The sequence below is a fragment of the Pseudoalteromonas sp. S4492 genome, from assembly GCF_005886115.1.
Taxonomy (GTDB): Bacteria; Pseudomonadota; Gammaproteobacteria; order Enterobacterales; family Alteromonadaceae; genus Pseudoalteromonas; species Pseudoalteromonas gelatinilytica.
This window is the reverse complement of sequence record NZ_PNCP01000017.1, coordinates 1-14108: the sequence shown is the minus strand read 5'-3', so window position 1 is coordinate 14108 and position 14108 is coordinate 1. Positions and strand designations below refer to the sequence as shown.

General features: G+C 43.6%; 11 protein-coding genes. 10 read left to right on the top strand and 1 reads right to left on the bottom strand.

Annotated features, from left to right (window positions below):
- Positions 1-34 precede the first annotated feature (34 nt).
- The 10 genes from CWC28_RS04945 (at position 35) to CWC28_RS04900 (ending at position 13133) form a co-directional block, all read left to right on the top strand.
- Positions 35-2062, top strand: coding sequence for an SUMF1/EgtB/PvdO family nonheme iron enzyme (locus CWC28_RS04945; RefSeq protein ID WP_063699886.1), 2028 nt, complete (start codon positions 35-37; stop codon positions 2060-2062).
- 132 nt (positions 2063-2194) lie between these two features.
- The gene (locus CWC28_RS04940) at positions 2195-3238 is read left to right on the top strand and encodes a rod shape-determining protein (RefSeq protein ID WP_054552787.1); all 1044 of its coding nucleotides are present in this window, start codon (positions 2195-2197) and stop codon (positions 3236-3238) included.
- Complete coding sequence (mreC, locus tag CWC28_RS04935; protein WP_054563354.1) at positions 3238-4080, top strand: rod shape-determining protein MreC; 843 nt, start codon at positions 3238-3240, stop codon at positions 4078-4080. Before CWC28_RS04940 ends, mreC begins: the two co-directional genes overlap by 1 nt.
- The gene (mreD, locus tag CWC28_RS04930; protein ID WP_054552785.1) at positions 4073-4552 is read left to right on the top strand and encodes a rod shape-determining protein MreD; all 480 of its coding nucleotides are present in this window, start codon (positions 4073-4075) and stop codon (positions 4550-4552) included. The genes mreC and mreD overlap by 8 nt, the downstream gene beginning before the upstream one ends.
- Positions 4552-5121 (top strand): Maf family protein, encoded by a 570-nt coding sequence (locus CWC28_RS04925; protein ID WP_063699884.1) that lies wholly within the window; start codon positions 4552-4554, stop codon positions 5119-5121. Before mreD ends, CWC28_RS04925 begins: the two co-directional genes overlap by 1 nt.
- A 1-nt stretch (position 5122) precedes the next feature.
- Positions 5123-6595, top strand: a complete 1473-nt coding sequence (gene rng, locus CWC28_RS04920; RefSeq protein ID WP_063699882.1) for a ribonuclease G — start codon at positions 5123-5125, stop codon at positions 6593-6595.
- A complete protein-coding gene (locus CWC28_RS04915; protein WP_138624822.1) occupies positions 6595-10452 on the top strand; it encodes a YhdP family protein in 3858 nt (1285 codons plus the stop codon). The genes rng and CWC28_RS04915 overlap by 1 nt, the downstream gene beginning before the upstream one ends.
- A complete protein-coding gene (locus tag CWC28_RS04910; protein WP_138624821.1) occupies positions 10442-11272 on the top strand; it encodes a carbon-nitrogen hydrolase family protein in 831 nt (276 codons plus the stop codon). The genes CWC28_RS04915 and CWC28_RS04910 overlap by 11 nt, the downstream gene beginning before the upstream one ends.
- Complete coding sequence (tldD, locus tag CWC28_RS04905) at positions 11269-12708, top strand: metalloprotease TldD (RefSeq protein WP_063699876.1); 1440 nt, start codon at positions 11269-11271, stop codon at positions 12706-12708. The genes CWC28_RS04910 and tldD overlap by 4 nt, the downstream gene beginning before the upstream one ends.
- Positions 12709-12884: 176 nt before the next feature.
- Entirely contained in the window at positions 12885-13133 is a 249-nt protein-coding gene (locus tag CWC28_RS04900) for a hypothetical protein (protein ID WP_171038288.1), read from the top strand.
- Positions 13134-13187: 54 nt separating this feature from the next.
- Here the strand turns inward: CWC28_RS04900 and CWC28_RS04895 are convergent, their stop codons facing one another.
- Positions 13188-13922 (bottom strand): MauE/DoxX family redox-associated membrane protein, encoded by a 735-nt coding sequence (locus CWC28_RS04895; RefSeq protein ID WP_138624820.1) that lies wholly within the window; start codon positions 13920-13922, stop codon positions 13188-13190.
- Positions 13923-14108 lie beyond the last annotated feature (186 nt).

The following is a 14108-nucleotide window of genomic DNA, read 5'->3' as shown; positions in this document are numbered from 1 at the left end:
ACCAAATAATTGCCGCTTTTTGGGAATGGAATATATGCGAATTGCTCCTTTATCTCTGTTAATTTCAGTTAGTTTGCTAGCAACTAGTGCATTTGCACAAGATACTGCTACGGTAACTGGCATTGAATCAGAGATCAGTAAAAAACAAGCCGAATACGATAACTCGACCCTAATCCTCGAAAAACACCTAAAAGAAGAAAGTCAGTTACAAAAACAACTCGAATTATTGCGCGCCCGCTCAACAGAGCTAGACAAAGAAAAGAATCAAGCGCTAGATGCAATGAACGAGATGTATCGCCGATTGATTGATGACCCAACGCTTGATATCAGTAATGCACAGTCGCGTTATCAAAAAGCGGTGGTTGATCATAAACAAAACAAAGATGATATTTCGATGCAATTGGCGGCAATTGCTTCGCATAGAAAAGATATCGAGCAAATTCGTGTATCAAAGCATACCCAGTTAAACACCTTAGAAAGTTTAAAAGAGCAGTTAGCAACGGCACGTGTTGAGCGTTTACGTAACGAGTTTACGCGTGAAGGCACGTTAGAGGTTAATCATACGATTAACTGTAAGCGCACCGAAACACTTGCTGCCTGTGAACAGCGTGGTCAGCAAATGGGCTTACAAAAAGCCACTAAACGTTTTGTAGACCAAATTTTTGCTAACTTAACTGAAGAGCGTTTAGTTGAACCAAAACGTAACCTTGCTGGTGCACAAGTTAAGATTTTAAGTAGTCATGTAGTGAACAGTGCTTTCAGTGGCCAAGGTAACTACAACGTTAACTTAAGTGTGACGATGCGCGGTGATGTAAACAGCAGCCGTTTATGCAGTTTACTTAATTTAGATAACCGTTTTTGTGCAGATTATGGCTCGCCACTGGCAGGTAACTTTCAGCCAAACTACGGCACCACATATTCTGATAGTCAGTTAACATTCAGTGACTCTCAGGATAATAGCCAGGTGGTATCGGTTTCGCGTATGAGCGAACAACCAGTAAGCGATTACTCTGTAAAAAAGCCAGTAAAGGTTGAACCATTACCTGATCTAAAAAAATCTAAAATGGTTGAAATAACACTGCGCTCAAATGTTTATGATGACGAAGTGTTTATTGATGGTGTGAGCTATGGCGCAACTAGGTTAACGACATCATTACCAAAAGGTTTTCATGATATTGAAATTCGCAAACGTGGCTATAAAAGCTACAAAGCGCGAATTGATCTGCGTAAAGCACAAACCATTAATGCAAACCTAGTAAAAGTGCCTGAACCTGTTGTTGCAGAAGTGACTGCGGTACCAGAGCAACCAGTCACAGCACCTGTTGCGAGTATTGTTAGTAAAACCAGTTCTGCCAGCATAGTGGTTATCCCTGCTGGTAAATTTAAAATGGGTGATATTAACGGTAATGGTTTAGCGAATGAGCGCCCAGTAGTAGAAAAAACGATTGCAAGTTCATTTGCAATGCAAAGCAAAGAAGTAAGCGTTGGTGAGTATGAGCAATTCGTTGCGAATACAGGCTACAAAACAGAAGCAGAAAAAGATCGCGGCTGTGCGTATTACTTAAATGGTGAACCAGTATGGGAAGCAACTCTAAACTGGCGTAACCCAGGCTTTGATCAAGAAAGTGATTTTCCGGCGGTTTGTTTAACTTATAACGATGCCAAAGCGTATGCAGATTGGTTATCGGGTCAAACAGGTCAGCTATTTCGTTTACCAAACGAGGTTGAGTGGGAATACGCTGCACGTGCAGGTAAAGAAACTGAATACCCTTGGGGTAACGAAATTGGTAAGAATCTAGCGAACTGTGGCTGGTGTGGTAGCGAATGGTCAAACAAGAGCGCTGCACCAACAGGGTCGTTTTCTCCTAACGCATTTGGCCTATACGATACAGTAGGTAATGTGTGGGAATGGACTAACAAAAAGTCAGGACAGTCTGATGTGGCTGTTCGAGGCGGTGCATGGAATTTTGCTCCTAGCCTAGCACGCGTTTCAACGCGCTTAATCTTAGCGCCAGATTTTCGTGCAAACTATATCGGTTTCCGTTTAGTACGCGAACGATAAGAATTTAAAAAGGAAGCAATGGATGCTTCCTTTTTTAGCAATTTAATTAAAGCAGTTGCGCTTTTTCATGATTAGCATGATAGAGTGAGAGCAGCTAGTATAAGAACGAATTTTCAAAGGTCATCCAGCCTCATGTTTAAAAAACTCCGTGGTATTTTTTCAAACGATCTATCGATCGACTTGGGTACAGCCAATACCCTAATTTATGTAAAAGAAGAAGGTATCGTATTAAACGAGCCTTCAGTTGTTGCTATTCGTCAAGAGCGTGCTGGTGGCCCTAAGAGCGTAGCATCTGTAGGTACCGAAGCTAAGCAAATGTTAGGTCGTACTCCGGGTAACATTAAAGCGATTCGTCCAATGAAAGACGGCGTTATTGCTGATTTCTACGTGACCGAAAAAATGCTACAACACTTCATCAAGCAAGTGCATAACAACAACTTTATGCGCCCAAGCCCGCGTGTTCTTATTTGTGTGCCTTGTGGTGCAACACAAGTAGAAAAACGTGCTATTCGTGAGTCTGCAATGGGTGCAGGTGCTCGTGAAGTATATCTAATCGAAGAGCCAATGGCTGCGGCTATCGGTGCAGGTTTACCTGTATCTGAAGCAACCGGTTCAATGGTTGTTGATATCGGTGGTGGTACAACTGAAGTTGCTATTATCTCATTAAATGGTGTAGTTTACTCTTCATCTGTACGCATTGGTGGTGACAAATTTGATGAAGCTATCATCAACTATGTACGCCGTAACTTTGGCAGCTTAATTGGTGAAGCAACTGCTGAAAACATCAAGCACCAAATCGGTTCGGCTTTCAAAACAGATGAGCCAATTGAAATTGAAGTACGTGGTCGTAACCTAGCCGAAGGTGTACCGCGTTCATTCACGCTGAACTCACACGAAATCTTAGAAGCACTACAAGAGCCATTAATGGGGATTGTGAGCGCGGTAATGGTTGCTCTTGAGCAGTCTCCGCCAGAGCTTGCATCTGATATTTCTGCACACGGTATGGTATTAACCGGTGGTGGTGCATTATTAAAAGACCTAGACCGTCTATTAATGGAAGAAACAGGTATTCCGGTTGTGGTTGCTGATGATCCATTAACCTGTGTTGCGCGTGGCGGCGGTAAGGCATTAGAAATGATTGATATGCACGGTGGTGACGTATTTAGTTACGACTAATGAAGTTACTGTTTGGTCGTACCATCTCTTTGCAGCTGCGACTTTTTGTCGCAGTGCTTTTGAGTGTCGTGTTGATCGTGGGCGATCGCTACACTCAAGGTGGTACAACAATTCGCACCAGTCTAAATACCCTAGTTAGCCCACTTATTTATCTTGCCAATTTGCCGTATGAGCTATTTAGTATTGGCGCGAAGAATCTGCATACCCGCGAACAGCTATTAACCGAAAACGAAGCGTTAAAAAAGAAGCAGTTATTACAAAGCGAACAACTACAACAACTGTCATTTTTATCTCGTGAAAACGATAAATTACGCGCTTTACTAGGTTCATCGGCTAAGCAATCAAATCGTAAAATTATTGCACAAGTCCTCTCTGTTCATTCAAACCCGTATAGCCACCAAGTGGTTATTAACCGTGGTACAACGGATGGCCTAAGTGAAGGCCAAGCAGTGATTGACGAAATGGGTGTAGTGGGGCAAATCACCCAAGTCGGGTCGACGACTTCTCGCGTATTGCTGATGACCGATACAACCCATGCCACACCTGTACGTATTTTACGTAATGATGTGCGTACCGTGGTTGAGGGCATAGGCAAAATTAACGTGGTAAAGCTGTCGCATGTGCCGCATAGCCTTGATGTTCGCATTGGCGATATCTTGGTTACGTCTGGTCTTGGTGGCACCTTCCCAGAAGGTTATCCGGTTGCCGTGGTGACCGAAATTAACCGTGATGAAGGGCGTCCATTCGCACAAGTTTATGCTGAGCCAATTGCGCAACTTGACCGTATTCGCTTATTGGTTGTGCTGTGGCGTAATCAGCAGGAGAGCATCAGCAATGAATAGTCGTCACTCTTTGCTGATTGCTATCAGTATCTTCTTTGCATTGGTAATGGCACTAATGCCGTTACCAATTTCGTTTGAACCATACCGCCCAGACTGGGTGTTAATGGTATTAATGTATTGGTCGTTAGCAGTGCCGCATCGTTTAAATATTGGCACAGCTTGGGTCGTTGGGTTATTGATGGACCTTGCCTCTGGCTCGCCTCTCGGTGTGAACTCACTGACTTATTCGGTGTGTATATTTATCACTGCGAGTAACTTCCAAAAAATTAGAAACTTTTCTTTATGGCAGCAAAGCATTTTAATTGCTTTGTTTTTAACGCTTTACCACCTTATGCAATTTTGGCTAAACCACTTTTTAATGGGCGTTTACTTTAGCCCGCATTATATGTGGCCAGTGCTAACCGGCATGCTTTGTTGGTGGTGGATATTCTTAATTTTGCGTAAATATCGCCGTCATTTCAGGATTAGATAATGCAAACCGCAATTTATTTGGCGTCTGCATCACCGCGCCGAAAAGAGTTGCTCAGCCAACTTGGCGTTGAGTTTTCTCAATTTAGCGTTGATGCTGATGAAAGCCAATTCCCAAACGAAGCCCCTCGTGATTATGTAGAGCGCCTAGCCAGACTCAAGGCACAATCGGGCGTTGCTATGGGTTACACAGACCGTCCAGTGCTTGGCAGTGATACCGTGGTTGTCATTGATGACACTGCACTTGGTAAACCGCTAGACCAAACTGATTTTACCGCCACCATGAAGCGCTTATCTGGCCGCACTCATCAAGTCATGACGGCTGTGGCAATTGCTGATAGTGAGCAAGTAAAAAGTTGTCTTGTGATCACCGATGTTACATTCAAGCCACTTAGTGATGCTGAAATTGATGCTTACTGGCACAGTGGCGAGCCACAAGATAAAGCCGGTGGTTATGGTATACAAGGCCTAGGTGGGCGCTTCGTTAGCCATATTTCGGGTAGCTATTTTGCGGTTGTCGGCTTACCTTTATATGAGACAGAGCTGTTATTAAACGAATTTTTAAGAGGGTAACATGAGCACTGAATTACTGATCAACGTTACACCGAGCGAAAGTCGCGTTGCGCTAATTGAAAACGGCGTACTGCAAGAGATCCAACTAGAGCGAATTGGCAACCTTGGCATCGTCGGCAATATTTACTTAGGTAAAATTAGTCGCGTACTTCCGGGTATGCAGGCTGCGTTTGTCGACATAGGCTTAGATAAGGCGGCCTTTTTACATGCCTCAGACATTGTTAACAGCGCCTCAATTGTAGAAGGTGTTGATGAGCAGCCAATCAAAAAAGTACAAGATATCCGTGAGCTTGTGCGCCAAGGTCAATACATCATGGTGCAAGTGGTTAAAGATCCTCTGGGCACCAAAGGCGCACGTTTAACGACCGATATCACTATTCCTTCTCGCTACTTAGTGTTTATGCCAGATGCAACACATGTGGGTGTAAGCCAGCGCATCGAAACTGAAGAAGAACGTTTACGCTTAAAGAAAATTGTTGCTGAGTATGGCGACGAAGATGGCAGCTTTATTGTTCGTACAGCGGCTGAAGGGGCGTCTGAAGCAGAGCTACGTCATGATGCGGAATTCTTAAAAAAGCTGTGGCAAAAAATCGTCACTAAGCGTAAAAAGATCAGTAAAGAAAGCATTTTGCATGAAGACTTAACACTGGCGTTTCGTACGCTACGTGACTACGTAGGCGAAGACATGGAGCGTATCCGTGTTGACTCTAAATTAACGTATCAAGAGCTTAAAGAGTTTACTGAAGAGTTTGTGCCGATCTTATCGGGAGCGCTTGAATATTACCCAGGTGAGCGACCTATTTTCGACTTGTTCGATGTGGAAACCGAAATCCAAAAAGCGCTACACCGTAAAGTTGAGCTTAAATCAGGTGGTTATTTAATTATCGACCAAACTGAAGCGATGACGACTGTTGATGTCAATACCGGGGCATTTGTTGGTCATCGTAACCTCGAAGAAACCATTTTTAATACTAATATCGAAGCAACGTCTGCCATTGCCCGTCAGCTGCGTTTACGTAACTTAGGCGGCATCATTATTATCGATTTCATCGATATGATCAGTGATGAGCACAAACGCCGAGTCTTGCATTCGCTTGAGTCTGCGCTCGCAAAAGATCGTGCAAAAGCCAACATAAATGGCCTATCTGCACTAGGCTTAGTAGAGATGACCCGAAAACGTACCCGCGAAAGCTTAGAGCATATCCTTTGTGATGTATGCCCTGCGTGTTCTGGGCGTGGTTCACAAAAAACCGTAGAAACAGTTTGCTACGAAATCTTGCGTGAAATTGTTAGGGTAAACCGTGCTTATGCAGCTGATAAGTTTATGGTTTATGCCTCTCCATCGGTAAGTGAAGCACTGATTAATGATGAATACCACAACCTTGCCGAGCTGGAACTATTTATTGGTAAGCAAGTCAGTATTCAAACAGAGAGTTTATACAACCAAGAACAGTTTGATGTGGTAATGATGTAATGAAGGCAAAAACGGTCTGCTTTTATTGTTTACGTAAGTTATGGCAAGTCTTTGCTATCACTCTCGTACTGCTGGCCGTTATTGTCTCGCTAGTGAAGTACTCACTGCCTTACGCGAATGACTATAAAGATGATATTGAAGCGTTTTTGTATGAACGCTTTGACGTAAACTTAGCGATCGGTTCTATCTCAGCCAGCTGGCAGGGTAAGGGACCCGCTTTAGTTATCGAAGATATTTCGTTTGAAGATAACCAAACCTCACCCATCGCACTCACCATCGATAAAGCAAGCCTTGAGGTTAATTTATGGGAATCTATAAAAACCCGTCAGCTTAAATCAAGCTACTTTGTGATCAATGGTTTTCATGCTGATGTTGATTTACCCAACATGCTTGATCTGGGCAATAACCAGCAAACAGGCAGTTTTGAACAAAAAGAATTGATCGAAAACCTGTTCCTTGGTGAAACGGGTCACTTTGCGGTGCAAGACAGCAGTTTGAACTTTACCCTCAGTGACGGTAAAGAGCGTAAGCTGATCCTTGAGAACATTGTCTGGCAAAATACCCCTGAGCAACATCAAGGTTCGGGCACATTAGCGTTACCGGGAATTTCAGTGGGTAGCTTTGATGCCCGCATGGCATTGAATGGCTCGACCCTCGAAACCATGGCTGGTGATATCTATGTGCAAGCGGCGAATGTCGATGTGTCTAAATGGCTTGCACAATATATTAATACCGACAAGCAGCAGCTTAATTCCGACATCAATTTACAAACCTGGTTTAGCCTTGAGAAAGGCCTGATCAGCGATGTGAAAGTGCAGTGGCTACCGAGTTTCATCAACTGGCAACAAAACCAAGAGGCACATCAAATTAGCTTGAGTGAAGGTGGTTTTCATTTATTTCCAAAACAAGACGGCTGGCGCTTAAAAAGCACCGGACTCACCTTTGAAAGCGATTTAAAACAATGGCCGACCTTACAATTTGAAGCTCAACTTGGTGATAAAAGTCAAATTTGGTTAAAGCAATTTGATTTTGCATTGCTGGCAAAGTTATCACAGTTAAGTAACTTTGAAGTGCTTGCCCCGTTTTTAGCACGTCAACCCAATGGTCAGTTAAGTGATGCCTACCTTGAGTTCGGTCAACAAGATAAATGGCAGCTTTGGTTCCAAGGCGAGCAAATTAATTGGCTGGCGCTACAAGGTATTCCGGGCGGACAAGCTATTCGTGTTGATGGCTTAATTAATCAATCAGCTGGGCGAATTCAGCTATATGGCGAGAACAATCAACTGCTAACGAACGGCAGCTTTAGTCAAGATATTGCCTACAATCAATTAAATGTTGAACTCGACCTACACCATTACGATGATGGCTGGCGTATCAGTAGCGATAATATTTGGCTTGATAACGACGAAGTGACTGTGGCTGCAGAGATGATGCTAAGCCTGACTGATGAGCCGCGGTTAGATTTATATGCCGAAGCTTACGCAGCGGATGCTAAAGTCGCTGGGCATTATTTTCCGTTACCTGTGATGAGCGAAAACCTAGTTAATTACCTCAATGGGGCAATCAAAGGCGGTGAAGTAGACAAGGCACAAGTGCTGTTCTCAGGGCCATTTAAAGGATTTCCGTTCAAAGAGCAGCAAGGCCAATTTGAAGTATTGGCGAATGTTGAAAACGCTAAGTATAAGTTTTCACCAAGCTGGCCAGAAGTTGAAGATGCCAACGTCATTTTACATTTCGAAAATGAGCGCATGGATATCTATAGTAAGTCGGGCAAACTGGTTAACCTCTCTCTAGGGGAGAGTGTCCATGTCAGTATTGCTGATTTAATGAATGCAGAAATCCTAAAAGTTGCCATTAATAAACGTGCTCATGGCGATAAGCTTAATCCTTTCTTCACGGCGACTCCGCTTGCCAAGCCTTTGGCGAGTGTTTTTGAAGTTGTGCAACCACAAGGCGAAGCAACTGCCGATATTGAGTTGTTAGTTAATTTACGTTCGGGTCATGTTGATGCGATAGGTGAAGTTGAATTGGCTAATATTCCGGTTTACCTTGCACAGCCAGGTATCACCCTTAACCACATGACCGGTATTGTTAAGTTTAATAACGATAAAATCGACTTAAAAAATGCCAAAGCAGATTGGATGGGCATGCCACTTACTGCCAACTACAACAGTGAAAATGTGGCTGATACCTATCGCGCCGAAATTGCGATAAAGCTGGCCCTTGAAGCTGACCCTTTGATTGAACAAGCCCATGGTTTATTGGGCGGTTACTTAAGCGGTCAAAGTGATGTTGATATAAATGTGTCGCTTAACTTTTTACCTAATGACTTTAATTACCGCGCCGATGTGAGTGGTAATTTAATCGGTGTAACTAGCCAGCTACCTGCACCTTATAACAAAGGCGCAGAGCAGAAATGGCCATTAACTGCGATCGTGCAGGGTGACCATATCTCTAATTTGATCACCGCAAATATCGATGAGCAGTTATTCTTTAATGCGATTTTAGATAATGGCGAAAAGAAATTTAGTAATGCCCATTTAATTTTGGGGGCACAAGATTTAGGGCTTAATCGTGAAGGTTTTGCAGTATCTATCGATTTACCTGAAACCGAAATAGTGCCTTGGTTTGGCTTAATTGATCAGATTATTGCGCTTACCAAAGTTAAGTCAGATGCGCCAAGTGTGATGCCGGCGTTCAACAACGTAACGGGTAAATTTAATAAACTGGCACTACACAATATCGACTTTAATGATTTTGAATTTCGCTTAGCGCCAAAACAATCAGACTTAGAGCTAAAGCTAAATGCCAAAGAATTACGTGCCGACGCACTTATTCCAACCGGTGAAACGCGCAGACCAATTCAAATTTTTACTGACTACCTGCGTATTAATTTTAACGAAGTCGCAGAGCAAACAGAGCAAGACTCAGAACCAGAAGATTTAAGCTGGTTAACCCGAGTCCCAGCCATCGAGTTTAACTGTGAAGATTGTAAAGTGGCTGAGTATCAGCTCGATAAAATTAAAAGTAGCTTAGTTGGGGAGAACGATAAACTCTTGTTTACTGAGCTGGTCATCGACAAAGGCGATCACGTATTACGTGGTAAAGGGCAATTTGCTGATGGGCAAACACGCTTTAGTGGTAACTTACAAAGTGACGATATTGGCGAGTTATTTGATGAGTTTGATATCACCACCACAGTAAAAGATTCAGATGCCAATATTAAGTTTGATCTTGCTTGGCAAGGTGCACCTTATAGCTTTGATGTACCAAGTTTAGCTGGTGAATTAGATTGGCGTTTAGGTGAAGGGCACCTTGCAGAAATAAGTGATGGTGGTGCGCGAGTATTCTCATTACTGAGTTTAGATTCGTTAGTGCGTAAGCTGAAACTGGATTTTAGAGATGTATTCTCGAAAGGCTTTTTCTATAACAGTATGCAAGGCACCATGCAGCTAGAAAAGGGCATTGCTTACACTCAAGATACCAAACTTGATGGTGTGCCTGCCGATTTAACGATTAAAGGCCACACTAATTTAAATACCTTTGAAATTGATTACGACCTAGCAGTTGCACCGCAGGTGACGTCGAGTATTCCAGTGATTGTGGCCTGGATGGTTAACCCGGTAAGTGGTCTTGCGGCGCTGGCAATCGATAAAGTGATTCACTCCGCGCGGGTGATCTCAGAGATCAACTTTAAAGTAACAGGCAGTATGAATGACCCAGTTGTGAAAGAAGTGGATCGTAAGAGCCGTGAAGTGACGTTACCGCAAGCTGCGCAAAGTCAGCCGCAGTCGTCGACGCAATTAAAATTAAAAGATGCCGCATCTTCAGCGAGTTTAGATAATAATGAAGGCTAATCCTCACCCACAGGTTGTTGCAGTACAAATGTGCTCAAGCATGAATGCTGAGCAAAACCTCGCTTTTCTAGCACAGACATTATCAACGCTTCCTGCAACTCGGCCATTGCTAGTGTGTTTACCCGAAAGCTTTTTGATCTTTAGTAAGCATAGCCAAGCCAGCTATCAATTAGGTCACCAAAGTGAGGCATATAAAGCGAAACTTGCCGATTTATGTAAGCAACATGATATTTGGTTAGCCGCTGGCACCCTGCCTGTGTCGCAGCAAAATGGTAAGTATCTAGCGGCCTCGTTTTTATTTAACAACCAAGGTGATGTGGTTGCGCAATACAACAAAATTCACTTATTTGATGTGGATGTTGCCGACACTACGCGCAGTTACCGTGAGTCTGATGCGACAGAAGCCGGCAAGGATATTGTGGTGGTTGATTCGCCATTTGGTAAAATTGGCTTAGCAGTATGTTATGATCTACGTTTTAGTGGCTTATTCACTGCCATGCAGCGCCAAGGAGCTGAGATTATTTTAGTGCCTAGTGCCTTTACCACCGTCACCGGTGCTGCTCATTGGCATATTTTATTAGCTGCGCGGGCAATCGAAACACAATGCTATGTGGTTGCTGCAGCACAATGGGGCGAGCACGAAAATGGCCGCCACACTTATGGCCACAGCATAATTATTTCACCATGGGGAGAAACGCTCAGTGAGCTTGCCTCTGGTACCGGGTTTATCAGCCATGGGCTTGATTTAAACCGCTTGAATACAATTCGCCAAGACATGCCTGTGCAGTCTCAGCAACGATTTAGAGAGCATTTATTATGAACACGGTTGAACAGCATTTATTACATGACAGCCAACTTACGAGAGAAGAACTAGAAAAAACGCTCGCTTTTATTCATCAGCACCAAGTTGACTATGCCGACCTGTATTTTCAATCGAGTCACCACGAATCTTGGGTGCTTGAAGACGGTTTAGTAAAAGAAGGCTCATACAACGTTGAGCGTGGTGTGGGTGTGCGTGCTGTTAGCGGTGAAAAAACCGGTTTTTCATACTCAGATGCGATTAACCTTGAAGCGTTAAACAAAGCCGCAACGGCAGCGCGCAGCATTGCCAATGCTGGCGAAAACAAAACGATTCAAGTATTCAGTGATGTAGCGGCTAAACAACAGTATGCGCCGCATCAACCAATTCAAAGCATGAGCAACGATGACAAAGTAAGCTTGCTACGTGAACTTGAAAACTATATTCGTCAATTAGCGCCGGATGCTGAGCAAGTGATCAGTTCAATGTCGGCGGTTTATGAAGAAGTGTTAATTGCTGCAAGTGATGGCACCTTTGCCACCGATATTCGCCCGCTTATTCGCTTAAACTGCTCAGTGTTACTTGAGAAGAACGGCCGTCGTGAGCGCGGTGGTGCAGGGGGCGGTGCGCGTTTAGATTATGGCTATTTTAAAGAGTTAGTCGATGGCAAACCGCGTTGGATGGAATACGCCGAAGAAGCTGTTCGCCAAGCAAAAGTAAATCTAGAAGCAATCGATGCACCTGCGGGTAGCATGGAAGTCGTGCTAGGCGCAGGTTGGCCGGGTGTGTTACTACACGAAGCGGTAGGCCATGGCCTAGAAGGTGACTTTAACCGTAAAGGCGCATCGGCGTTTAGCGGTAAAGTAGGTGAAAAGGTGGCATCTGAGCTGTGTACAGTCGTGGATGATGGCACCATTGCTGATCGCCGTGGTTCATTGAACGTGGATGACGAAGGGACACCTGCTGCGTATAACGTGCTTATTGAAAACGGTATTCTAAAAGGCTACATGCAAGATAAGCTAAATGCCCGTTTGATGGGGGTTAACCCTACTGGTAATGCACGCCGAGAATCGTACGCTCATTTACCTATGCCACGTATGACCAACACCTATATGTTAGGTGGTGAGCACAGCCAAGCTGATATCATCAGCTCGGTGAAAAAAGGTATCTTCGCGCCTAACTTTGGTGGCGGCCAAGTAGATATTACGTCAGGTAAGTTTGTATTTAGTGCCTCTGAAGCCTACTTAATTGAAAACGGTAAAATCACGCAACCTATCAAAGGCGCAACACTGATTGGCAATGGCCCAGAAGTGATGCAGCAAATTTCGATGGTTGGTAACGACCTAGCGCTTGATAAAGGTGTTGGCGTGTGTGGTAAAGATGGCCAAAGCGTACCTGTAGGTGTAGGGCAACCAAGCCTTAAAATTGACAACCTAACCGTGGGTGGCACGGCTTAAAACCATTTATTATATGGCAGGTTAAATTCTTGGCCTGCCTCACTTATCTTCGCTTTCTGTTTACACAAAAACTTACACAAATTTTGTATCAATAAAGGTACTTTGCCGTTAACTTAATTGTGTGAGCTAACCTATTGCTTACAGCAAAAATAAAAATAGCATTTTAGGATCAAGATATGAAAGCAATTCCAATTGTACTCGCACTTGCTATGCTTGCAGGCTGCGCATCACAGGCCGTGGTTGATGGAGCTGAAAATGAAATCTACGCTGAGCATGAATGTTTAGGTGGTGAACTCGAAACTGATTACACCTATACCATTTATAGCACCGAAGATAACGACAGCAAAAAAGGCGCGGTCAAATCGACTTGTCATCCAGTAAAAACCGAAAGTGAATTCGAGCGCGATTTACGTAACGGTGGCTAAAATCACGCTTTAAAGTGGCTTAACCGCAGATTTAAGCCACTGTTATACATGTTGCTAAATGCTAATAAGCATCCATATAGCTGCAGCAATCATAAATAGGTTCTCACTCAGTGAGATAAAGCCGAGCGGCACATTACTGTCGCCACCAACACAGGCGCATTTCAGCTCTCGCTTATCGATATACACAGCCTTAATAACCGATATCGCACCTATACCACCAATAAATAATGAAAATGGTGCAACAGCTAAGGCTGGTAGTTTAGCCACCATACCTAACGCTACATACGCCTCGATAAATGGATAAACATAGGCATAGGGCACGATACGCATCGCCAGTAAGTCGTAGGTAATAAATGAGTTAGAAAAGCTGAATAAGTCTTGCAGCTTTTGTATGGCTAATACCGCCATGGATAATGCAACGAACAGCATCAGATTTTGCATAGAAAATAAAGCTTCACCGCTGGCATAAGTAAAACCGCAGCTTAGTAGCATGGTCACTGCAAAAATCGCTAAAACCGGCGTATAACTGGTACCTTGCTGACCTGCCTCAGGTAGATTAAAAAAGTCGCGCAAATCATCGTAACCGCCAATACGTTTATCATTGATAAAGGTTTGTGGTGTGGTTTTTACATCATGCTGCTGTTTGAATTCGTCAGTTTGCTCACGGCTGGTTAAGTGTCGATCATCAACATCGTAACCATGACGCTCTAATAAATCTTTTGATTTTAAACCGAATGGGCAAATATGCTCATCGGTCACCATGCGATATAAAATTGCAGACTTAGACACCGTGCCTCCTTGTAAAAATGCCTTGAGTACTGCGTAAAAGTTGCTTAATTACACAGTAAATAAGGACAAATTCTTGCTATAACTGGTTACTTTATTAACAGTTACAAGGTTTGTGCCAGCTTTAAGCATAAAAAAACCTTGTGGCAGCACCACAAGGTTTTAAAATTGACTCGCAACTCGCAACTC